We start from the raw sequence: 21,012 nt of genomic DNA on the forward strand, positions 1-21,012 counted from the left end.
TAAATATCTTCGACTTTTCATGACTTGCATCGGGACTTCGTTATGGCAGGAAAAAAATTGGTCAGTCTTGTCAACGGCGTGCTGATCGTTGCCGTTTTACTGCCAATACTGCTCAGTATTTATCTGGCTCATAACAAAGCCGAAAACACTTTTCACAGCGAGCTGGAAAGCTATGCCGAACGGGCAATGATCCGTAGTGAGAGAGTGATCAATCAGGCCAGTGCCGCGCTCGAACAAATCAACAGCTTCAACGGCCAGTATTGCTCCCGTGAACACCTCGACGCGATGCGCCGTGTCGCCTTCAACTTTCGCTATATTCAGGAAGTGGTCTATCTCAAGGACGACCGTACGCTCTGCTCTTCTCTGGAAGGCATGCGCGAGAGCGTCAAGCTCGGGCAGCCCGACATCAGCAGCAACCACGGTTTCTACGCATGGTATACGGACGTGACCGATCTGGGGTTTGAACGCCCGATGATCTACATTGGGAAACTTCCTCACGTCGTGGTGATCGACCCCATCGCCTTTATTGATGTCATTCCGTTTGGCCATAATCCGGTCAACGTGGCAATGATTGGCCTCGAGCACTCGCGGCTTATCACCAGTAATGTGAAACTGCCTGATGACAGCTGGAAAAGCCTGTTAAACAGCGGGGCTGAAAAGTACTACGACGGGAATTATGACTACGTTATCCGTCGCTCTCCGGCATTAGGGCTGGCGATGATAGCCTGGGCACCCAGCGCCCCGCTGCAAACAGCCTGGTATAAGCAAATGCTCACCTGGCTACCTATCGGCATTCTCTTCAGCCTGAGCGCTGGCTGGTTCATCACCCGCCTGCTGCGCCGTCTGGAGTCTCCCCAGGCGCGCATTCAGGATGCCATTCGCGGACGGGAATTTACCCTCGAATATCAGCCGATTGTTGATTTGAAAACGGGCGAAGGCGTAGGAGCTGAAGCGTTAATCCGCTGGCGTCTGCCGGATGGCAGTTTCATTAGTCCGGACATTTTTATCCCGATTGCCGAACAGGCCGGGCTCATCTCGCAGATAACCGAACTGGTGGTGAAAAAGACCTTCGCAGATCTCGGCGACTGGCTGCACGCCCACCCTCATCATCACGTTTCGATCAACCTCGCCCCGGCGGATGTGCTTAACGATAAGATTTTGCAGATCATCAAGCCTCTGCTGTTGAAGTACCAAATCAAAGCGGAGCAGATAGCGCTGGAGATCACCGAGCGCGGCTTCGCTAACCCGAAAGTCAGTGCCCCAATTGTGGCGAAATACCGCGAGGCGGGCCACCCAATCTACCTGGATGACTTTGGCACAGGCTACTCCAGCCTCAGCTACCTGCAGGATCTCGACGTCGATATTCTGAAAATAGACAAATCATTCGTTGACGCGCTGGAGTACAAAAACGTCACGCCGTACATCATTGAAATGGCGAAAACGCTGCATCTGGCGACGCTCGCCGAAGGGATTGAAACGGCAGCGCAGGCGGCGTGGCTGCGGGAACACGGGGTCGCCTGGGGGCAGGGCTGGCTTTACAGCAAAGCCCTGCCGAAACAGGCCTTTATCGACTGGATTGCCCGCAATCGCATTGTGAACTGATCACTTCCGCAACAGCTGCTGGAGGCGCTGCTGCTGGCGTTTCTCCAGCCAGCCTTTCAGCAGGAACAGGCGCAGGCCGCCCATCACCAGCAGTGCGCCCCAAATCAGCGCTGCCCACTGGAACCAGTAATGGCCCGGCGACGTCAGCCAGTTAATGACGGCCAGGCCGGTACACACAATCGCCCACACCAGCACCGAACGGTAGAAGCGATACTCGCGGGCCACCCGCCGTTTAGCTTCGAGAATCCGCGAATTCAGCGCATCCTCTGGCTCGCAGTCTGGCTCATTACCGTCGTACAAATCCGTCACCTTGAGATCGAACGCCGCTGCAATAGCGCTCATGGTTTCCAGGCTCGCCTGCCCACCATTTTCAATACGCTGAATGGTTCTGACGCTCAGGGAGGAGAGTTCGGCCAGCTGCTCCTGGGACCAGGCGCGGGACAAACGCAATGCTTTAATGTTGTTACTCATGGCTGGAGATCCTCAAATGATTTAACCCGCCCTGACTATGGCTCAACCCGCGCCACTTCAACACGACAGCGACCCGACATCAACCCGACAGCAACCTGACAGCCCTAATGCGCCGCTTTTCGCCGGGCAAAAGCAAAGCAGATAATCGGCAGAGGCAAAGTGAATAGCAGCAGCAACCATACCAAAGTATAAACCGCATCCACGCCGTCGTTTTGCAAGTTGGTGTATAGCTTAACGGGGATCCCCTGAGGGAAATAGGCGAAAATCATCACGATGCCAAATTCGCCGATGGCCCGAACCCAGGCCACGGCAAGCGCCGACGCAAGTCCAGGCGCAGACATCGGCAAAGCAAGGCGCAGGAAGCGCTGCCAGGGCGAGGCCCCGAGCGTGCGCCCGGCTTCAAGGATCTCTTTCGGCACCGCGGTAAACGCGGAACGGGCGGCGGTAATAAAGTAAGGCAGCGCGCCGTAAACCTGAGCCAGCACAAACGCCCCGGGGTTATTTACCAGCGTCAGCCCGAAGCGGGACAGCCACTCCCCCGCCAGGCTATACGGCCCCCAGGCGGAAATCAGCAAAATCCCCATCGCCAACGGCGGCGTAAGCAGAGGAAGCAACACCAGTACCTCGACCAGCAACCGACGCCGGCCTCTGGCCCAGGCCAGCCACCAGGCCACCGGTAGCCCCAGCGCGACAACAATCATCAGCGCCAGGCCGCCCAGGCCAAGGGAAACGGCAATCGCGCCGCCGTCTCCCCAGGCCAAATGGAACCCGTGCCACGGCGTAACGCCCAGCAAAGTCGCAAACGGAATCGCAAGCAGAAGCAGTGCCGGGAGCGACAGCCATAGCGCCGGGCTACGCATCATTGCGCGTAAATCGCCTGACCTTTAGGTGCCGCATAGCCATTAGCTTTAAACAGCTTTTGGCCTTCTGCGCTGCGCATAAAGTCGATAAACTTCTGCCCCTGCTGCACGCCGTTAGGGGCGTTTTTCAGCACGGCAGCGTAATAGACCAGCGGCTGGGTATGCAGCACCTGATCTTTCCCGGCGCTGTCCTTGATGGTGAAGCTGACGGTGTCGTACCACTTTTTGGCTTCATCAGGGTTGCTGAGGTTGATCTCATCCGGCAGCGCAATGTACGGCAGTTTGGCGGAAATCACTTCGCTTTCATACCCGGCGGCGGCGTCAACCTGCCCGCTCTCCAGCCGCGTCAACAGGCCCCCTTCCAGGCTGACCTGGGCGGGGTTTTGTACTTCCCCCATCACCTCCTTCGCCACGCCCGGCTGCTGGTAATATTTTTCCGCCAGCAGCAGCGTAAAGACAATGTTCTGCCCTTTAGGATCGTTATACGGATCGGTACGGCCAAACTTCAGCCCCGGCGTCGCCAGCACTTTCAGCCAGCTGGCATCTTTCCCGCTCGCGGCGGCAAACTGCGGGGCATATTTCCCTTTCGGGCTATAGGCGATAACCATGCTGGTGCTGGCTACCGGCACGGCATCGTCAATCAGCCCGGCATCTTTCAGGATTTGCATAGGGCCGGGGGTGATGGAGACAAACACATCGGCGGTAATTTTCTTGCTGGCGAGCAGCCGGGCCATTCCGTAAGCGCCCTGCCCTTGCCCCTGATAATCACCGTGATTTTCTTTGGCAAAGGCCGGGCCGAGGGACTGGTCCATCACCTTGCCCATCGAACCTGCATAGGTGACGCGAATATCGGCAGAAGCCAGCGCCGAGGCGCTGAAAAGAAGTGAGCAAAGCGCCAGGGCGCCCGCGCTGCGTGCTGAAGTCAAAGCCATAGCATCCTCGTTATATATAAAAATACACAGCGATTATCCGCGCCGCTTCGCCGCTAAACAACGAGTTTGTATGATGAATTTATCTGCGGTTGAAGTTAAGAGGTACTCCCTCGGGGTGACTTGACTCCCAGCCTCTTCGCCAGCCGGTGGAGGTTGGCCACGTCGACGCCGAGCTGCCGGGCACTGGCCGCCCAGTTATTGCCGTGGCGGGCAAGCGATTCCAGGATCCTGTCGCGCTGAAACGCATCGGTCGCTTCCCGCAGGCTGACAAAATGGGTATCTACAGGCGGACTTTCTGGCTCGTGGGCGACAACATCTGGCTGACCGGAAATCTGGAAATGCTGAGGCTGAAGCACTAGCTCGCCCTGCGGATAACCGGCGCGGGCCAGCACAATCGCGCGATAAATGGCGTGTTCCAGCTCGCGAATATTCCCCGGCCAGCCATACTGCGCCAGAAGCATCCGAGCTGATTCACTCAGCACAATCTGTTTCAGCCCCATTTTCATGCGGCTTTGCTCGCAGAAAAAGCCGGCCAACAGCACGATGTCCTTTCCCCGCTCGCGTAACGGCGGAACATGCAGCGGAAAAACGCTCAGGCGGTGAAACAGGTCGGCGCGGAATTCACCGGCCAGCACCTGCTGGCGAAGATCGCGGTTGGTCGCGGCCAATACCCGTACATCCACGCGCTGGCTGCGGTCGTCCCCTACCCGCTGAATATCGCCGTACTGCAGCACGCGCAGCAGTTTGGCCTGCAGCGCCAGCGGCAGTTCACCGATTTCATCGAGGAACAGCGTGCCGTTATCCGCCATTTCAAACTTGCCGGTGCGGTGATGAATCGCCCCGGTAAAAGCGCCCTTCACATGGCCGAACAGCTCACTCTCCGCCACGCTTTCCGGCAGCGCGGCGCAGTTAAGGTACACCAGCGGACTTGCCACCCTGGCCGATCCGGCGTGAATCGCCCGCGCCACCAGCTCTTTCCCGACGCCCGTCTCGCCGGTAATCAGCACGTTCAGATCGGAGCTGGCAACAATCTCGATCTCTTTTTTCAGCTGGATGATGCCTGCCGAGCGGCCAATCATCTCCCCGGCGGCCTCCCGCGCAATAGCGGGCTGCACCGTGCCTTCCGGCGTTTGCTTTTCAAGCTGCTCCAGCAGCAAAGCGTTGTTCAGCGCCCCGGATGCCAGCACGCCAATCAACCTGAGCTCCTCATCGCTGAAGCCGTCGAACTGATAAGGATCCATGCCGTCCACGGTCAGCGCCCCGATCAGCGTCTGGTCGGCAAACAGCGGCAGCCCCAGGCAGGCGTGAACCTTAAGATCTTCATGGTCTGGAATCAGGCCGTCATACGGGTCGGGCAGCTCGCTATCGGCCGGGAAACGCACCACGTCCCCTGCGCGGGCAATGGCCTCCAGCCTCGGATGCGCATCAACGGCAAAACGCCGCCCCAACACGTCGATGGCAAGGCCGTCTATCGCCAGCGGATAGAAATGCCGCGACTCGTAGCGCAGCAGCGCCGTGGCATCGCCGCCGAGCAGCTTCCTCAGGGTTCGGATAACGCGGGTAAAGCGATCGGAATGGCTGATGCCGCTCTGCAGTTCGATTGCAATGGCGGCGAGAGAAGACATCGACAGGCTCATGGGGAGGCTCCTGGAACGCGGGGCGTTCAGCTTACGCCCGAGTAGTCAAAATGACAAACACTAGAGTCATTATGACCAAACAAGATAATGTCATTATGACAAAACCACAGAACAAATAAAAAATAAAACCATTAAAAATCAAAATATTAAAAAACTGGCACGATACTCGCAATAACACAGCCATTGAAGTACTTAACGCTATGACATCAATGAGGTTCTCAATGGCTATTCAGGTTAAAAACAACATTCAGTGGGTTGGGCAACGTGACTGGGAAGTGCGTGATTTTCACGGCACGGAATATAAAACGCTGCGCGGCAGCAGCTACAACAGCTACCTCATTCGCGAAGAAAAAACCGTCCTGATCGACACCGTCGACCACAAGTTCAGCCGCGAGTTTGTGCAAAACCTTGAGCGTGAAATCGACCTTAACACGCTCGACTACATCATTATCAACCACGCGGAAGAAGACCACGCGGGGGCGCTGACCGAGCTGATGTCACGCATCCCGCACACCCCCATTTACTGCACCGCCAACGGCATCGATTCGATTAACGGCCATCACCATCACCCGGAGTGGAACTTTAAGGTGGTGAAAACCGGCGACAGCCTGGACATCGGCAATGGCAAACAGCTGATCTTCGTTGAAACGCCGATGCTGCACTGGCCGGACAGCATGATGACCTATCTGACCGGCGATGCGGTGCTGTTCAGCAACGACGCCTTCGGCCAGCATTACTGCGATGAACACCTGTTTAACGACGAAGTGGATCAGACCGAGCTGTTTGAGCAATGCCAGCGCTACTACGCCAACATCCTGACGCCGTTCAGCCGCCTGGTCACGCCAAAAATTACCGAAATCCTCGGCTTCAACCTACCGGTGGAGATGATTGCCACCTCCCACGGCGTGGTCTGGCGCGACAACCCAACGCAAATCGTTGAGCTGTACCTGAAATGGGCCGCCGATTACCAGGAAGACCGCATCACGTTGTTCTACGACACGATGTCAAACAACACCCGTATGATGGCGGACGCCATTGCCCAGGGCATTCACGAAGTTGACCCGCGCGTGGCGGTGAAAATCTTCAACGTAGCCCGCAGCGATAAAAACGAAATACTGACCAACGTGTTCCGCTCCAAAGGCGTGCTGGTCGGCACCTCCACCATGAACAATGTGATGATGCCGAAAATCGCCGGGCTGGTGGAAGAGATCACCGGGCTGCGCTTCCGCAACAAACGCGCCAGCGCCTTCGGCTCCCACGGCTGGAGCGGCGGCGCGGTCGATCGTCTTTCTACCCGCCTGCAGGACGCCGGGTTTGAAATGTCCCTCAGCCTGAAAGCGAAATGGCGCCCGGACGGCAACGCGCTGGAGCTTTGCCGCGAACACGGTCGCGAAATCGCCCGTCAGTGGGCGCTTTCCCCGCTGCCGGTGGATCAGGATGCAACCAGCGTCGCTCCGCTAGCCGAAGAAGCAACGGCTGAATCCACCAGCGCCGGCCTCGGCCCCTGCATGCAGTGCAGCGTTTGCCAGTGGATTTACGATCCAACCCTGGGCGAACCGATGCAGGCCGTTGAGCCTGGCACGCCGTGGAGCGAAGTGCCTGACAGTTTCCTGTGCCCTGAATGTTCGCTGGGCAAAGACGTCTTCGACGAACTGGCAACGGAGGCCAAATGAACAAGGGCATTGTGATCATCGGCTCGGGCTTTGCCGCCCGCCAGCTGGTGAAAAATATCCGCAAACACAGCGCAGACGTGCCCATCCGACTGATTGCCGCCGACAGCGCCGACGAGTACAACAAACCGGATTTGAGCCACGTCATCAGTTTAAACCAGCGAGCCGAAGCGATGACTCGCCAGCAGGCTGGCGCATTTGCGGAGCAGTTCAACCTGACGCTGCACGCCAATAGCTGGGTCAGCAGCCTCGACCCCAACAACAAACTGGTCAACTGCGGCGAGCGGCAGTGGCGCTACGACAAACTGGTGCTGGCAACCGGCTCTGCCGCCCTGTTGCCGCCCGTTTCCGGCAAAGAGTTGATGACGACGCTCAACAGCCAGCAGGAATATCAGGCCTGCGAAACCCGGCTGCGCGACGCCCGGCGGGTGATGATCCTCGGCGGTGGGCTGATTGGCAGCGAACTGGCGATGGATTTCTGCCGTGCAGGCAAAGAGGTTGTGCTGGTGGATAACGCCAGCCACCTGATGGCGTCGCTGCTTCCGGCGGAGGTCAGCGGCCGCCTGCAATCCCGCCTGAATGAGATGGGCGTCGAGCTGCTGTTCAACCAGCGTCTGGAAGCCGTAAGCCAGATGGAGTCAGGGATGTGCGCCACGCTCAACAACGGGCGTAATCTGCATGTTGATGCAGTGGTGTCCGCCATCGGCCTGCGCCCGAACGTTGGGCTGGCACAGCATGCAGGGCTTGAGGTTAACCGTGGTATCCAGGTGAACAGCCAGTTGCAAACATCTGACCCGGATATTTACGCCCTCGGCGACTGCGCAGAAATCGACGGCAAAGTGCTGCCTTTCCTGCAACCGATTCAGCTCAGCGCGATGACGCTGGCGAAAAACCTGCTCGGAGCGAGCGACGCGCTTTCCCTTCCGGCGATGCTGGTCAAGGTGAAAACGCCAGAGATGCCGCTGCACCTGGCCGGAGAAACCCAGCGTCGCGACCTGATCTGGCAGATTACCGCCAGCCCGCAGGGGTTGATTGCCAAAGGGATGGACGCTGCGCAGCAGCTAAGGGCGTTTATCGTTAGCGAGGAATATATGAAGCAGGCGTTTAGTTTGGTGCGGGAGCTGCAATTAGGCTGAAGGGAAATGAGCGCAGGGAGCCATTTTTCCCCTCACCCCGGCCCTCTCCCCAGAGGGGGAGAGGGAGAAAACAACAAAGCAGAACAATCGGTAATCTATCCCCTCTCCCCAGGGTGCGAGGGAGAAAACAACAAAGCAGAACAATCGGTAATCTATTCTCTCTCCCCTGTGGGGCGAGAGAGAAAACAACGCGTCAGAGCAGTAAGCAATCTATCCCCTCTCCCCAGGGGGGCGAGGGAGAAAACAACAATGCAGAACAATCGGTAATCTATTCTCTCTCCCCTGTGGGGCGAGAGAGAAAACAACGCGTCAGAGCAGTAAGCAATCTATCCCCTCTCCCCGGTGGGGAGAGGGTTAGGGTGAGGGGCAAATCTTTACAACGCCTCAACCTTCTCCAGCGCCGCCAGCAAACTCTCCGGCGACAGCGCCACCAGCAGCGCATGAATCGACTCCCCGGCCTGTAAAGTACGGGTAATCACTTTATCCAGATCGGCACGATGATGAATATCCACATCCAGCTGCGCCAGTTTGGTTGGCAGGTTGAAACGCTTATAGGCCTGTGTCAGCTGCGCCAGAACATCGTCCTGCCCCAGCAGTGCGCTCTGCACCAGAATCCCGTAGGCCACTTTCGTGCCGTGCAGGAAGCGGTCGGTTTGCGGCAGCGTCGTCAGGCCGTTATGTACGGCATGCGCGGCGGCAACGCGGGTGTAACGTTCGCCCAGGCCGCCCACCATCCCGCCCCCGGCAATAATCGCCTCGACCACATCCAGAAACGCCTGGCTTAACTTGCCCTGACGCTGATCTTCCAGCGCCTGCTCGCTGCGCTCCAGCAAAACATCACGGATCGCCAGCGCCGCCCCAATGCCGAGACGCACGGTCAGCGGCAGATTTTCTGGCTGCGGGCTAAGCACCACCGCTTCGTACCACTTCGCCAGCGTGTCGCCGATCCCGGCCAGCAGATACTCCTGCGGCGCACGCAGGATAATTTCCGGCTCCACCAGCACTAGGTGATTTGCATCGTTGAAAATTTCAAAGCGCAGCGCCTGCCCGGCGTCGTTGTACCACACGGACAGCGGCGTCCAGGCTGCGCAGGTTGCCGCAATGGTCGGGATCGCCACCACTGGCGCATTCAGTCGACGAGCCACCACTTTCACCGTATCCAGCAACGCCCCGCCGCCGAGGCCGATCACCACCTGACGTTCACCGGACTCCACCACCAGTCTCTGCACATCGCTTTCGCTGCAGTGCCCGCCAAACTGAATATGCTTCGCACCGGGCAGCGAAAAAGCCGCCGGAAGGAAAGGCCGGGCCGCCTCAAACGCGCGCTCACCGTAGATCCAGACCGCGTTATTCAGCTGATCTTCGCTGTAAAACTCAGTCAGACGGGCAAGGCTGCCGGGGTGTGAATAGTAATTAGCGGGGCCGGTAACCACGCGGATAGCGGTGCTGGTCATGATGCATTTCCTTTTCTTCGCTGGCGGGATATATTCTATGCCGATGATATGTCCAGACATCTGGACGGCTAATATCATTTTGCTTTATCTTATGCCTTTTCGTTCATTGCCCGCAACCCAGAAGGCCGTTAAAAATTCGACAGATCAATTCATTAACCCCGGAAGCTGCCGCCGCTATGACCACGCTTAACCGCCTTGAGATGCGAGAAATCTCTATCGCCTTCGCGGGCTTTAACGCGCTGAGCCAGGTGAATTTCCGGCTGGATGGCGGCTCGGTACATGCTTTGACCGGCGCAAACGGGGCGGGTAAATCCACGCTTATGGCAGTGCTTTCCGGCGCGCACGAGAGTTACCAGGGCGAAGTGCTGATCGACGGTGAAACGGTGACGATCCGCAACCCGCGTGACGCCAAACGCCTGGGGATCCATCTGGTGCAGCAGGAAGTGGACGTTGCTCTGGTGCCGGGCCTCAGCGTGGCGGAAAACATCATGCTCGATAAGCTGGCCGAAACGGGGCATGTCTACCGCTGGTCGAAAATTTACCGGCAGGCTCGCGAAGCGCTGGCGCAGCTCGACGTGAACATCGATGTCAAAAAGCGCATTGAGCAATGCACCCTGGCGGAAAAACAGCAAATCCTGCTGGCACGGGCGCTCTCTCACCACTGCCGTTTTCTGATCCTCGACGAACCCACCGCCCCGCTGGACAGCCAGGAAAGCGAACATCTTTTCCGCGTCGTGCAGCGGCTACAAAGCAGCGGCATTGGCGTGGTGTTTATCTCTCACCGCATCCATGAACTGAAAGCCATTTGCGACCAGATGACGGTGCTGCGCGACGGCAAGCTGGTGGACAGCGGCCCGATGGGGCATCTCAGCGGCGAAGAGATTGTCGAGAAAATGCTGGGCCACCAGCTGGACGATATTTATCCCCCTCACCGCCCGCCGGTTGAGGGCGACACGCTGCTGGCGGTGGAAGGTTTGCATGACGATGCGCTGCTGCGCGACATTTCGTTGCGCCTGCGCAAAGGCGAAATTCTGGGCATTGCGGGCCTCGCCGGAGCGGGGAAAACCGAGCTTTGCAAAGCGCTATTCGGCGCCACCCGCAGCACGCTTGAGCGTGGCGAACTAAAAGGCAAGACCTGGCGTCCGACGGACCCGGCGGATTCCGTCACGCGTGGCGTCGTGCTGGTGCCGGAAGAGCGCCGCAAAGAAGGCATTTTCATCGACGAGTCGGTCACCATGAACCTCGCCGTCAGCGCCGACAGCCAGTTTACCCGCTGGGGGCTGTTCGACTACCGCAAAGCCAGGCGCTGGGCGGAGGAGACCATTCAGCGGTTGGGCATTCGCACCAGCGGCCCGGCACAAACGCTGCGCCGCCTGTCCGGCGGCAATCAGCAAAAAGTGTCCATCGGCAAATGGCTGCGCAACGAAGCCGACGTGCTGATTTTTGACGAGCCAACCAAAGGCGTGGACATCAAAGCCAAAACCGATCTCTTCGTGCTGATTGACCAGCTGGCTCGCCGTGGCAAAGGGGTGATTTACGCCTCCGGCGAATTTGCCGAGCTGGTCGGGCTGTGCGACCGCATTTGCGTGCTGTGGGACGGGCGCATCGTCGCTGAACTGGACGGCCATCAGGCCACCGAAGAAACCTTATTACTCTACTCCACCGGAGGAACCCCCGCGTGAGCAAAGCATTATCCCTTAAGGCCAGCGCGTCCGGCCGCCAGCAGTTTTTTGACTTTCTCTACAAATGGGGGATGTTGCTCACCGTGGTGGCCCTGGTGGCGCTGTTCGGCATCGCGTCTGACAGCTTCCTTGAGCCGAATAACATCATCAATATTCTGCGCTCCATCGCCATCGTGACGGTGATTGCCATCGGCGTGTCTATCTCGCTCACCGTGGGCGGGTTTGATTTGTCCGTCGGCTCGACCGCCTCGCTGGCAAACGCGCTGGTGATTTCGCTGTTCGTCTGGCACGGCTTCGGCACCACCGAAGCGATTCTTATCACTTTGGTGCTGTGCACGCTGGTCGGGCTGTTCAACGCCTTCCTGATCGTGGTGCTTAAAATTCCCGACATGCTCGCTACGCTTGCCAGCCTGTTTGTGATTCAGGGCGTCGCAATGACCTACAGCTATGGCGGCTCGATCACCAAAAACATGGTTCTGCCGAGCGGCGACATGGCCGAAGGGACGATTCCCGCCGCCTTTGGCCTGCTCGGGCAGGTGCCGACCATCGTCATCATCATGCTGGTGGTCACGCTGGTCGCCCAGCTCGCGCTCTCTCTGACCAAACATGGCCGCCGGATGTACGCCATCGGCGGCAACCCGGAAGCGGCTCGCCTGTCCGGTATTCGCACAACCCGTTATCGCGTGGCGGCCTACGTGCTGGCCTCGCTGCTGGCAGGTTTGGGCGGCATTCTGCTGGCCTCACGTATTGGCTCTTCACAGGTCAACGCCGGCGGCGGCTACCTGATGGATGCCGTGGCCGCCGCCTGGATTGGTTTCTCTCTGGCAGGTTCTGGTAAACCTAACGCGCTCGGCACGCTGGTGGGCGCGGTGATTCTGGGCGTGCTGCAAAACGGGCTGGTGATGCTCTCCGTACCCTATTACGCGATGGACATTATTAAAGGCCTGGTGCTGGCTGCCGCGCTGGCGATTACTTACATACAACGACGCTAAAACAACAACTTCACACAGGGTAACGACCATGAAAAAACTGACAACTTCACTGCTGGCGCTTAGCCTGCTTGCTGCTCTGCCGGGCCACGCCGCCACGCCAACGCCGGTGCCGGAAAAAATCGCCGCCCACGACGGCCCAATCCGCATCGCAGTGATCCGCAACCTGGGCTCCGACGACAACACCACGCAGTTTGTCGCCGGTGCGGTTCAACAGGCTAAAAAGCTGGGCTTCAAGGTCAGCACGTTTCTGAGCAACGGTGACGACGCCCGCTTCCAGGACTTTGTGAACCAGGCGATCAGCCAGAAGTATGACGGGATTATTCTTTCTCAGGGTCGTGATCCTTACTCCACCGAACTGGTGAAAAAAGCCGTGGCCGCGGGCATTGCCGTGTCGGTCTTTGATACCGCGGTGAACGGCACCATTCCCGGCGTGACCGTAACCCAGCAGGACGATGCCTCGCTGACCAGCCTCTCCTTCGGTCAGTTGGTCAAAGACTTCAACGGCAAAGCCAACATCATCAAGCTGTGGGTGGCCGGTTTCCCACCGATGGAACGCCGCCAGGCCGCCTATCAGGAACTGCTGAAAGCCAATCCGGGCATTAAGGAACTGGAGTCCATCGGCGCGGTTTCTTCCGACGTGCAGGGCGATACCGCCAACAAAGTGGGCGCGGTGCTGGCGAAGTACCCGAAAGGCAAAATCGACGCTATCTGGGGCACCTGGGATGCCTTCAGCCAGGGCGCCTATAAAGCGCTGCAGGAAAACGGCCGTACCGAAATTAAGCTCTACAGCATCGACGTTTCCAACCAGGACATTCAGCTGATGCGCGAAGCCAATAGCCCGTGGAAAGTGAGCGTGGCGGTCGATCCGAAGCTGATTGGTGCCACCAACGTGCGCCTGGTGGCCTACAAGATCGCCGGGGAACAAACGCCTGCAACCTACGACTTTAAAGCGGCGGCCATTCCTCAGGCACTGCTGGCCAGCCAGCCCGGCCCGGTCAACGTCACTTCGCTGGGCAAAATCATCCCAGGCTGGGGCCAGACAGACGACTTTATCGCGCCGTGGTTCGCCACGCTCGAAGCGAAAAATAAATAAGGAGTCGCGCAATGGCTCTGCCACAACCCGAATACAGCCGCAATATGCGGCTGATCGGCCATAGCGATCAGGGGGGAAAACCGGACGGCGTGCAGCTAATGGTGCACCGGGGCTATGCGTATATCGGCCATATGGTGTCGCAGGGCTTTTCGATTATTGATGTCCGCGATCCTAAAAACCCGAAAGCGGCGGGCTTCGTGCCCGCACCGCCGGGTACCTGGAATATTCACCTGCAGGCGCACGACGACCTGCTGCTGGTGATTAACGCCCGGGATCTGTTTGCCGACGTGCGTTTCGCCGATGAAAAGGTTTACTACACCAAATCGGTCGGCGAAACGGTTCGCGACGTGCAGGACAAAGGCTGGAGCGCCGGGTTACGCATTTTCGATATCTCCACGCCGGACAAGCCTAAAGAAATCAGCTTTCTGTCCCTGACCGGCATCGGCATCCACCGCTGCTGGTATGTGGGCGGCCGCTGGGCCTATGTTTCCGCGCTGATCGATGGGTTTAGCGATTATATCTTCCTGACTATCGACCTCGCCGACCCGCGCAATCCACAGGTCGCAGGTAACTGGTGGCTACCAGGCATGAACACCGCCGCAGGCGAGCAGCCGACCTGGCCGGAAGGCAAACGCTATGCGCTACACCACGCAATTATTAGCGGCGACACGGCGTATGCCAGCTGGCGCGACGGCGGCCTGACGCTGCTGGACGTTTCCGACCGAACTCAGCCGCAGCTCATCAGCCACCGTAACTGGAGCCCGCCGTTTGGCGGCGGCACCCATACGGCGCTGCCGCTGCCGAATCGCGATCTGTTGGTGGTACTCGACGAAGCGGTGCTGGACAACCAGGAGGACGGAGAGAAACTGATTTGGCTGTTCGATATTCGCGATCCGTCGAACCCGGTCAGCATCTCTACGTTCCCGCAGCCGGATGAGATTGATTATGTGGCGAAAGGCGCGCACTTCGGCCCGCATAACCTGCACGAAAACCGCCCAGGTAGTTTTATCAGCGATACGCTAATTTTCGCGACGTATCAGAACGCAGGCGTGCGAGCCTACGATATTTCCAACCCGTACCGCCCGTTAGAAACAGGTGCGCTGGTACCTGCCGCCCCGGAGAAGATGATGGATACTCGCCCAGGCCGCCCACGGGTGATCCAGTCCTGCGATGTCTTTGTCGACGCGCAGGGGATTGTTTACAGCACGGATTATAACGGCGGGTTGTCGATTATTGAGTATTTGGGGTAGTTTGCCCCTCACCCCGGCCCTCTCCCCACAGGGGAGAGGGAGAAAACATAAGATAGCAGGCATTATTTAGTCCCTCGCCCCACAGAGAGAGGGAGAAAACATATGACGGGAGGCATACTTTATCCCTCTCCACTTTGGACGAGAGAAAACAAGCTACAGACGACATTCTTTATCCCCTCTCCCCTGTGGGGAGAGGGTTAGGGTGAGGGTAAAAACCAGAAGTGATGCAGTGAATACAATTCAAAGTGAACGCAGCAGAAAAATCACCCCTTCTGCCGAACCCTCGCAATAAACTCATCCACCGAATCCACCTGCCCGGCGATCAGAATCAGGAACTTGCCCAGCTCAATCGCGTGACTGACGCAGGCCTGACGAGTGGCCTCATCCTCAATACTTTCCAGATCGGCAACGTGAGACAAACCAACCGAGCGGCGAATCAGTTCGGTGCCGCAGAAGCCCACCGCATCAACCCACACTTTTTGCAGGTAGTGCTCAACGTAGCCTTCCGTTGCCAGCGCCGCATCGCGTGTTTTCTCGCGGGCAAGCGCCGTAAAGCGCTCTGAGAAGCTCAGCCACAGTTCCTGAATATCCTTCAGGCGCTGTTCTCGCTGGCTGGCGGCATCCCGTGGACCAAAATGGCCTGGCAGCGCGCAGTAGTTCAGCAACAGGTTGCCGATGGCGGTCCCAAGATCAAACCCGACCGGGCCCACGTAACCAAACTCAGCGTCGATAGCTTTCAGGCTACCTTCCGCGACGAAAATCGACCCGCTGTGGATATCGCCGTGCAGCAGCGCCTCGGCGCTTGAGAAGAATTTATGCTTTAGCAAAGCCACGGCCAGCTTCAGGTCGCTGTCGCTTCGCAGCGCGGCAACCTGCTGTTCCAGCGCGGCCGGGTAGTTATTTCGCTCGTGGATCTGATACGGATCGTTAAAGAACAAATCTTCGGTGATTTCGCACATTTCCGGGTTGATAAAGCGGGCAACCAGCGCCTTCTTATCATGCGGGTGCAGATAAAAATCTGAGGTGTGGAACAACGCTTTGGCCAGATATTCCCCAAGCTGGCTGGCCGCCTGAGGATAATAAACGCCCTTCACCAGCTCGCCGCGCCAGATACGGTGGCTGGAGAGATCTTCCATCACCATCACTGCCAGGTCCGGGTCGTAATGCACCACGTTGACCGTGTGCTCCGGGCTGTGCTGGTAGTGCTCCACCAGCGTCTGCGCCTCAAGGCGAGCGCGATCCAGCGTCAGCGGCCAGGACTCCCCCACGCAGCGCACATACGGCAGTGCCTGCTTCACGATAGTCCGGCTGACGCCCTGAGAATCAAAGATTTTAAACACCAGATTGAGGTTGCCGTCGCCCACTTCCTGCGCCTCCACCAGCTCAGACGGCGTCTGCAGCCCGCCAAACTGTTGAGCATAGGCCACTGCGTCAGCGGCGGTAAAAGTGCGGTAGTGCGACATGGCGATCCTCTCAGAAAATAAAGTAAATTAAGACGTTTGGACGTCTATACATCTGGAAGTCATGTTGGCACAATATACCGCAACAACGCAACATGGAATTAACACGAATGCATAATTTAAAAACCACCAGCCTTGAAGTGCGTGATAACCAGCTTTGGATCCTTGACCAGCAGGCGCTGCCGCAGCAGAAAAACTGGCTCCCGGCACACACCGTGTCGCAGTTGGTCGCCCATATTCACGCCCTCAGCGTGCGTGGCGCGCCGCTGATCGGCCTTTCCGCCAGCCTGCTGCTGGCGCTGCTGGCAGAACAGGGATTAACAAAGTCTCAGCTCGCTGAAGCGCTGGAAACCCTGCGGGCGTCCCGCCCGACGGCGGTGAACCTGATGAATAACCTGGACCGCATGAAGCAGGCGCTGACCCAGGAAAACGTTGTAGCTGCGCTCGAAGAAGAAGCGCTGCGGCTGGTGGCAGAGGATAAAGTGCTGTGCGATAACATCGCTCGTGCCGGAGCAGCGCTGGTTAAGCCCGGCAGCCGCCTGCTGACCCACTGTAACACCGGCGGCCTTGCTACCGCAGGCGTCGGCACCGCGCTGGGCGTTATCCAGCGAGCATTTAACGAAGGCAACGTCGCCAGCGTTTGGGTGGACGAAACCCGCCCGCTGCTGCAGGGCGGCAGGCTGACGGCATGGGAACTGGGTGAGCTGGGCATTCCTTACCAGCTGATTTGCGATTCAATGGCCGCCAGCCTGATGGCGAAAAAGCAGGTGGACGCTATCTGGGTGGGCGCGGACCGCATCGCCGCGAACGGCGACGTGGCCAACAAGATCGGTACCTACAGCCTGGCCGTGCTGGCGCATTACCACGACATTCCGTTCTATGTTGCCGCGCCTCATACCACGCTCGACAGAAACTGTCCGAACGGCGAAGCCATTCCGATTGAGCAGCGTGCAGCCAGTGAAGTGACCGGTGTGGCGGGCAGTTTTGGCAGCGTGCAGTGGGCACCAGACAACGCCAGCGTGTATAACCCGGCGTTTGATGTCACCCCGGCAGAGCTAATTAGCGGCTGGATTTTGGATACGGGCGTGGTGACGCCGGAGCAGGTTCGGGATGGGGTATTTTTGCCGAAGAAATAATTCCCCTCACCCCGGCCCTCTCCCCAAGGGGGCGAGGGAGGAAAAACGACATGCGATATTGTTTATTCCCTCTCCCTCTGGGCTGAGGGAGAAAAAACGACATGCGGTATTGTTTATTCCCTCTCCCTCTGGGAGAGGGTTAGGGTGAGGGTAAAAACCAGCAGCGGCTCGGTGGCTGAGAACGTCGGGAACGCATCTCAGCCAACCCAAAACTGGGAGATAAAAAAGATCGGGAAGTGAACGGCACAACAGCTGGACTAAAAAGCCTTCCCGAAGGAAGGCTCAACTCAACAACTACGGCAAGCGTGGATAAGCATCGGCGATCGCGTCGCCGGTGAAGTGCGCCACCCAGCCTTCCGGGTTATCAAAAATACGAATCGCGGTAAAATGCGGCTCGGAACCCATATCAAACCAGTGCGGTGTCCCGGCCGGGACGGAAATCAGGTCGTTCTTCTCGCAGAGGATCTGATACACCTTGTCGTCCAGGTGCAGGCAGAACAGCCCAGCGCCTTCGACGAAGAAACGCACTTCATCTTCGCCGTGGGTATGTTCAGACAGGAATTTGGTCCGCAGCACGTCTTTCTGCGGGTTATCCGCACGCAGGCTGATCACATCCCAACTCTGGTAGCCCTTCTCCGCCACCAGCTTGTCGATAGCATGCTGATAAGCGTGAATCACCGTTTCCGGCGTTGGGTCGTTGCCTAAATCCTGGTTCGCTTCCCAGCGTTCAAAACGCACATCTTTAGCGTTGAGCTGCTCGCGAATCTCTTGCGCGTCCGTGCTGTGCCATACCGGCTCCTTTGCTTCGGTATCGGTAAAAATGGTCAATGCGCTCATGAAGAAAACGACTCCAGATTAATGTGGTCGAAACGGTTTACCTGGCGATGACGGCTGACGTCATCCGCCTCGCCGCGAATAAGCTGCACGGTTTGCCACCCGGCTTCCCGTGCGGCATCCAGCTCCTGGTGAATATCTGACAAGAACAGCAGCGCCTCAGGTGCCACGCCAATCTCCGCCGCGATGTTGCGGTAGGACTGCGCTTCACGCTTGGCCCCAACATGGGTATCAAAATAGCCGCTGAACAACTCAGTAATATTCCCGGCGTCGCTGTAGCCAAAAAGCAGCTTCTGCGCCGCCACCGAGCCAGATGAATAGACATACAGAGCAATGCCCTGCTGTTTCCAGGCCTTCAGCGCGGGCAGAACGTCATCATAGAGATGGCCGGTGAAGTCTCCATTCACGTAGCCATCCCGCCAGATAAGGCCCTGCAGCGCTTTTAGCGCGGTAGATTTACGATCTACATCCATGAAGCTAAACAACGTCTCAATCAGCCGTTCAATATCCGCCTGCGGTTCATTAATTTCCGCCCGCAGGTCGTTGAGTATTGGGGCTATTTCATTTTGCTGCTCGCGAACAAAACCCGCGAGGCGTTCGCGGGCATACGGGAACAGGATGTTGTGCACAAAGCGAATGTCACTGGTGGTGCCTTCAATATCGGTAACAATGGCGCGAATCATCATCTCTCCAGCCGTTAGCGCTGCGTTATGTTGGCAACTGAGGTCATTATTATTTAGACGTCTAAGCGTCTTGATTGCTAAATCTTAACATCGTGTTATAGTCCCGGCAACACAGGGAAACACACGCACCACGTTAAGGTCGAAGAATAATGAGCCACTCCCCTTTGATTCCAGAAAGCAAACTGCCGGCGCTCGGTACCACTATTTTCACGCAAATGAGCGCCCTTGCGCAGCAGCATAACGCCATTAACCTCTCCCAGGGCTTCCCGGATTTCGATGGCCCGCGTTACCTGCAGGAGCGCCTGGCGTTTCACGTCAGCCAGGGCGCGAATCAGTACGCTCCGATGACCGGCGTTCCGGCCCTGCGTGAAGCCATCGCCGAGAAAACCGAAGCCCTGTACGGCCACAAACCGGATGCCAATACCGATATCACGGTCACCGCTGGCGCCACCGAAGCGCTTTACGCCGCCATCACCGCGCTGGTTCGCCCGGGTGATGAAGTGATTTGCTTTGACCCGAGCTACGACAGCTATGCCCCAGCCGTGACGCTTTCCGGCGGCATTCTGAAACGTATTGCCCTCCAGCCGCCGCACTTCCGCGTTGACTGGCAAGAATTTACTGCCCTGCTGAGCGACAAAACCCGCCTCGTCATTCTTAACACGCCGCACAACCCGTCCGCTACCGTCTGGCGAAAAAGTGATTTTGCCGCGCTTTGGCAGGCCATTGCGCAGCATGAAGTCTACGTGCTGAGCGACGAAGTGTACGAGCATATCTGCTTCGACGAAGAAGGCCACGCCAGCGTGCTGGCTCACCCACAGCTGCGCGAGCGCGCTATCTCTGTGTCCTCTTTCGGCAAAACGTTCCATATGACGGGCTGGAAAGTGGGCTACTGCGTGGCACCGGCGGCCATCAGCGCTGAACTGCGTAAAGTTCACCAGTACCTGACGTTCGCGGTGAATACCCCGGCGCAGCTGGCGATTGCCGACATGCTGCGTGCCGAACCGGAACATTATCGTGAATTGCCGGAGTTTTATCGCGCGCGCCGCGACCGCTTTGTTGAAGCGCTGGCGGACAGCCGGTTTGAAATTCTGCCCTGCGAAGGGACTTACTTCCTGCTGGCCGACTACAGCGCAATCTCCGATCTCGACGACGTGAGTTTCTGCCAGTGGCTGACCAAAGAAGTGGGCGTGGCGGCGATCCCGCTGTCGGTGTTCTGCGCGGATACTTTCCCGCATAAGCTGATTCGCCTGTGCTTCGCCAAGCAGGAAGCGACGCTGGACGCCGCGGCAGAAAGATTGCGCCAGGTATAAAGCGACATTCCCCGTCGGCGGACGGGGAAAACTACAGGCTGAGGATCTCTTTGACGAACGGAATAGTGAGCTTACGCTGGGCGGTAATCGAGGCGTGATCGAGCTGATCGAGCGTCATAAACAGGGTACGCATTTCACGATCGAGGCGTTTTAGCAGGAAGCGCCCCACGTCTTCCGGCAGCTCAAACCCCCGCAGCCTGGAACGCAGCTGCAGCGCCTGCAGCTTGTCGTCATCGGAAAGCGGCTGCAGCTTGTAAATTTGCCCCCAGTCCAGGCGGGAAGCCAGGTCAGGCAACTGCAGATTGAGCTGGCGAGGCGGCCTGTCACCGGTGATCAGCAGGCGCGTTTTCCCGGATTCCAGAATGCGATTATAAAGATTGAAAATCGCCATTTCCCACGGCTCATCCCCGGCCACGCATTCGATATTGTCGATGCAAACCAGCGACAGCTGCTCCATCCCGTCCAGCACTTCCGGCACAAACCAGGTGCGCTTATCCAGCGGCACATAGCCCACGGCTTCACCGCGCTGGGAAAGCTCTGCGCAGGCCGCATGCAGCAAATGGCTGCGCCCGCCGCCTTCACGCGACCAGAAATAAATATACCCGCTGTGATCCTGACGGAGTACCGCCTGCAGGGCGGCTAATAAAGAAGGGTTGTCACCCGGCCAGAAACTCGCAAAGGTTTCGTCGTCGGGAAGATAGAGTGGCAGTGAGAGCTGTGCCGGCGTATTCAGAAGTACCTCAACCATAACAGGCAGAAAATCGAAACGAGTCTAACACAGAATGGCTGAGGTTTAGAACCGGGCGAGGA

At 58.0% G+C, this 21,012-nt stretch carries 18 protein-coding genes; 9 read left to right on the forward strand and 9 right to left on the reverse strand.

The features are described 5' to 3' along the window. Nucleotides 1-42: 42 nt before the first annotated feature. Nucleotides 43-1,602 carry an EAL domain-containing protein gene (locus LH86_RS21095; protein ID WP_039305553.1) on the forward strand — a complete coding sequence of 520 codons (1,560 nt, stop codon included), beginning with the start codon at nt 43-45 and terminating at the stop codon, nt 1,600-1,602. Here LH86_RS21095 and LH86_RS21100 read toward each other — a convergent pair whose 3' ends face one another. The 4 genes from LH86_RS21100 to norR all read right to left on the reverse strand — a co-directional run bounded on the left by LH86_RS21100 (nt 1,603) and on the right by norR (nt 5,502). Then, nucleotides 1,603-2,073, reverse strand: coding sequence for a 2TM domain-containing protein (locus LH86_RS21100; protein WP_039305556.1), 471 nt, complete (start codon nt 2,071-2,073; stop codon nt 1,603-1,605). A gap of 104 nt (nt 2,074-2,177) precedes the next feature. Then, nucleotides 2,178-2,936 (reverse strand): molybdate ABC transporter permease subunit, encoded by a 759-nt coding sequence (locus LH86_RS21105; protein ID WP_039305559.1) that lies wholly within the window; start codon nt 2,934-2,936, stop codon nt 2,178-2,180. After that, on the reverse strand, nt 2,933-3,865 hold the full coding sequence (locus LH86_RS21110) for an extracellular solute-binding protein (RefSeq protein ID WP_052045625.1): 933 nt from the start codon (nt 3,863-3,865) through the stop codon (nt 2,933-2,935). The genes LH86_RS21105 and LH86_RS21110 overlap by 4 nt, the downstream gene beginning before the upstream one ends. Nucleotides 3,866-3,960: 95 nt before the next feature. Further along, nucleotides 3,961-5,502 (reverse strand): nitric oxide reductase transcriptional regulator NorR, encoded by a 1,542-nt coding sequence (gene norR, locus LH86_RS21115; protein WP_039305562.1) that lies wholly within the window; start codon nt 5,500-5,502, stop codon nt 3,961-3,963. A gap of 221 nt (nt 5,503-5,723) precedes the next feature. On the opposite strand from norR, the gene norV reads away from it, so the two are divergent. Both norV and norW read left to right on the forward strand, forming a co-directional pair. Next, a complete protein-coding gene (norV, locus tag LH86_RS21120; protein ID WP_039305565.1) occupies nt 5,724-7,175 on the forward strand; it encodes an anaerobic nitric oxide reductase flavorubredoxin in 1,452 nt (483 codons plus the stop codon). Then, entirely contained in the window at nt 7,172-8,308 is a 1,137-nt protein-coding gene (norW, locus tag LH86_RS21125; protein ID WP_039305569.1) for an NADH:flavorubredoxin reductase NorW, read from the forward strand. Before norV ends, norW begins: the two co-directional genes overlap by 4 nt. 374 nt (nt 8,309-8,682) lie before the next feature. Here norW and LH86_RS21130 read toward each other — a convergent pair whose 3' ends face one another. Next, nucleotides 8,683-9,762, reverse strand: coding sequence for an oxidoreductase (locus LH86_RS21130; RefSeq protein ID WP_039305572.1), 1,080 nt, complete (start codon nt 9,760-9,762; stop codon nt 8,683-8,685). Nucleotides 9,763-9,938: 176 nt separating this feature from the next. Between LH86_RS21130 and LH86_RS21135 the strand changes: the two genes are divergently transcribed. From LH86_RS21135 to LH86_RS21150, 4 genes are read left to right on the forward strand one after another with little or no spacing between them, the layout of a single operon-like run. Beyond that, a complete protein-coding gene (locus tag LH86_RS21135; protein WP_039305575.1) occupies nt 9,939-11,444 on the forward strand; it encodes a sugar ABC transporter ATP-binding protein in 1,506 nt (501 codons plus the stop codon). Continuing rightward, nucleotides 11,441-12,436: an ABC transporter permease gene (locus LH86_RS21140; RefSeq protein WP_039305578.1), complete on the forward strand. Its 996-nt coding sequence runs from the start codon at nt 11,441-11,443 to the stop codon at nt 12,434-12,436. Before LH86_RS21135 ends, LH86_RS21140 begins: the two co-directional genes overlap by 4 nt. A gap of 28 nt (nt 12,437-12,464) precedes the next feature. Then, nucleotides 12,465-13,529 (forward strand): sugar ABC transporter substrate-binding protein, encoded by a 1,065-nt coding sequence (locus tag LH86_RS21145; RefSeq protein ID WP_039305582.1) that lies wholly within the window; start codon nt 12,465-12,467, stop codon nt 13,527-13,529. An 11-nt stretch (nt 13,530-13,540) separates the two neighbouring features. Next, the gene (locus LH86_RS21150) at nt 13,541-14,779 is read left to right on the forward strand and encodes an LVIVD repeat-containing protein (RefSeq protein WP_039305586.1); all 1,239 of its coding nucleotides are present in this window, start codon (nt 13,541-13,543) and stop codon (nt 14,777-14,779) included. A 263-nt stretch (nt 14,780-15,042) separates the two neighbouring features. Here LH86_RS21150 and mtnK read toward each other — a convergent pair whose 3' ends face one another. Continuing rightward, complete coding sequence (gene mtnK, locus LH86_RS21155; protein ID WP_039305589.1) at nt 15,043-16,242, reverse strand: S-methyl-5-thioribose kinase; 1,200 nt, start codon at nt 16,240-16,242, stop codon at nt 15,043-15,045. A 107-nt stretch (nt 16,243-16,349) separates the two neighbouring features. Between mtnK and mtnA the strand changes: the two genes are divergently transcribed. After that, nucleotides 16,350-17,375, forward strand: coding sequence for an S-methyl-5-thioribose-1-phosphate isomerase (gene mtnA / locus LH86_RS21160; RefSeq protein WP_039305592.1), 1,026 nt, complete (start codon nt 16,350-16,352; stop codon nt 17,373-17,375). 294 nt (nt 17,376-17,669) lie between these two features. Here mtnA and LH86_RS21165 read toward each other — a convergent pair whose 3' ends face one another. Both LH86_RS21165 and mtnC read right to left on the reverse strand, forming a co-directional pair. Then, complete coding sequence (locus tag LH86_RS21165; RefSeq protein WP_008459357.1) at nt 17,670-18,212, reverse strand: 1,2-dihydroxy-3-keto-5-methylthiopentene dioxygenase; 543 nt, start codon at nt 18,210-18,212, stop codon at nt 17,670-17,672. Continuing rightward, the gene (gene mtnC, locus LH86_RS21170) at nt 18,209-18,892 is read right to left on the reverse strand and encodes an acireductone synthase (RefSeq protein WP_039305595.1); all 684 of its coding nucleotides are present in this window, start codon (nt 18,890-18,892) and stop codon (nt 18,209-18,211) included. The genes LH86_RS21165 and mtnC overlap by 4 nt, the downstream gene beginning before the upstream one ends. A 149-nt stretch (nt 18,893-19,041) precedes the next feature. Here mtnC and LH86_RS21175 point away from each other — a divergent pair, with 149 nt between their 5' ends. After that, the gene (locus LH86_RS21175) at nt 19,042-20,202 is read left to right on the forward strand and encodes a pyridoxal phosphate-dependent aminotransferase (RefSeq protein ID WP_039305598.1); all 1,161 of its coding nucleotides are present in this window, start codon (nt 19,042-19,044) and stop codon (nt 20,200-20,202) included. A 31-nt stretch (nt 20,203-20,233) separates the two neighbouring features. Here the strand turns inward: LH86_RS21175 and LH86_RS21180 are convergent, their stop codons facing one another. Beyond that, on the reverse strand, nt 20,234-20,935 hold the full coding sequence (locus LH86_RS21180) for a DnaA inactivator Hda (RefSeq protein WP_213715630.1): 702 nt from the start codon (nt 20,933-20,935) through the stop codon (nt 20,234-20,236). Nucleotides 20,936-21,012 lie beyond the last annotated feature (77 nt).

The organism is Cedecea neteri (assembly GCF_000758325.1).
GTDB lineage: Bacteria > Pseudomonadota > Gammaproteobacteria > Enterobacterales > Enterobacteriaceae > Cedecea > Cedecea neteri_B.

Bases quoted from the DNA above. Each gene is read 5' to 3' on its own strand.
- LH86_RS21095 (WP_039305553.1), top strand. From the start codon at position 43: ATGGCAGGAAAAAAATTGGTCAGTCTTGTCAACGGCGTGCTGATCGTT.
- LH86_RS21100 (WP_039305556.1), bottom strand. From the start codon at position 2,073: ATGAGTAACAACATTAAAGCATTGCGTTTGTCCCGCGCCTGGTCCCAG.
- LH86_RS21105 (WP_039305559.1), bottom strand. From the start codon at position 2,936: ATGATGCGTAGCCCGGCGCTATGGCTGTCGCTCCCGGCACTGCTTCTG.
- LH86_RS21110 (WP_052045625.1), bottom strand. From the start codon at position 3,865: ATGGCTTTGACTTCAGCACGCAGCGCGGGCGCCCTGGCGCTTTGCTCA.
- norR (WP_039305562.1), bottom strand. From the start codon at position 5,502: ATGAGCCTGTCGATGTCTTCTCTCGCCGCCATTGCAATCGAACTGCAG.
- norV (WP_039305565.1), top strand. From the start codon at position 5,724: ATGGCTATTCAGGTTAAAAACAACATTCAGTGGGTTGGGCAACGTGAC.
- norW (WP_039305569.1), top strand. From the start codon at position 7,172: ATGAACAAGGGCATTGTGATCATCGGCTCGGGCTTTGCCGCCCGCCAG.
- LH86_RS21130 (WP_039305572.1), bottom strand. From the start codon at position 9,762: ATGACCAGCACCGCTATCCGCGTGGTTACCGGCCCCGCTAATTACTAT.
- LH86_RS21135 (WP_039305575.1), top strand. From the start codon at position 9,939: ATGACCACGCTTAACCGCCTTGAGATGCGAGAAATCTCTATCGCCTTC.
- LH86_RS21145 (WP_039305582.1), top strand. From the start codon at position 12,465: ATGAAAAAACTGACAACTTCACTGCTGGCGCTTAGCCTGCTTGCTGCT.
- LH86_RS21150 (WP_039305586.1), top strand. From the start codon at position 13,541: ATGGCTCTGCCACAACCCGAATACAGCCGCAATATGCGGCTGATCGGC.
- mtnK (WP_039305589.1), bottom strand. From the start codon at position 16,242: ATGTCGCACTACCGCACTTTTACCGCCGCTGACGCAGTGGCCTATGCT.
- mtnA (WP_039305592.1), top strand. From the start codon at position 16,350: ATGCATAATTTAAAAACCACCAGCCTTGAAGTGCGTGATAACCAGCTT.
- LH86_RS21165 (WP_008459357.1), bottom strand. From the start codon at position 18,212: ATGAGCGCATTGACCATTTTTACCGATACCGAAGCAAAGGAGCCGGTA.
- mtnC (WP_039305595.1), bottom strand. From the start codon at position 18,892: ATGATTCGCGCCATTGTTACCGATATTGAAGGCACCACCAGTGACATT.
- LH86_RS21175 (WP_039305598.1), top strand. From the start codon at position 19,042: ATGAGCCACTCCCCTTTGATTCCAGAAAGCAAACTGCCGGCGCTCGGT.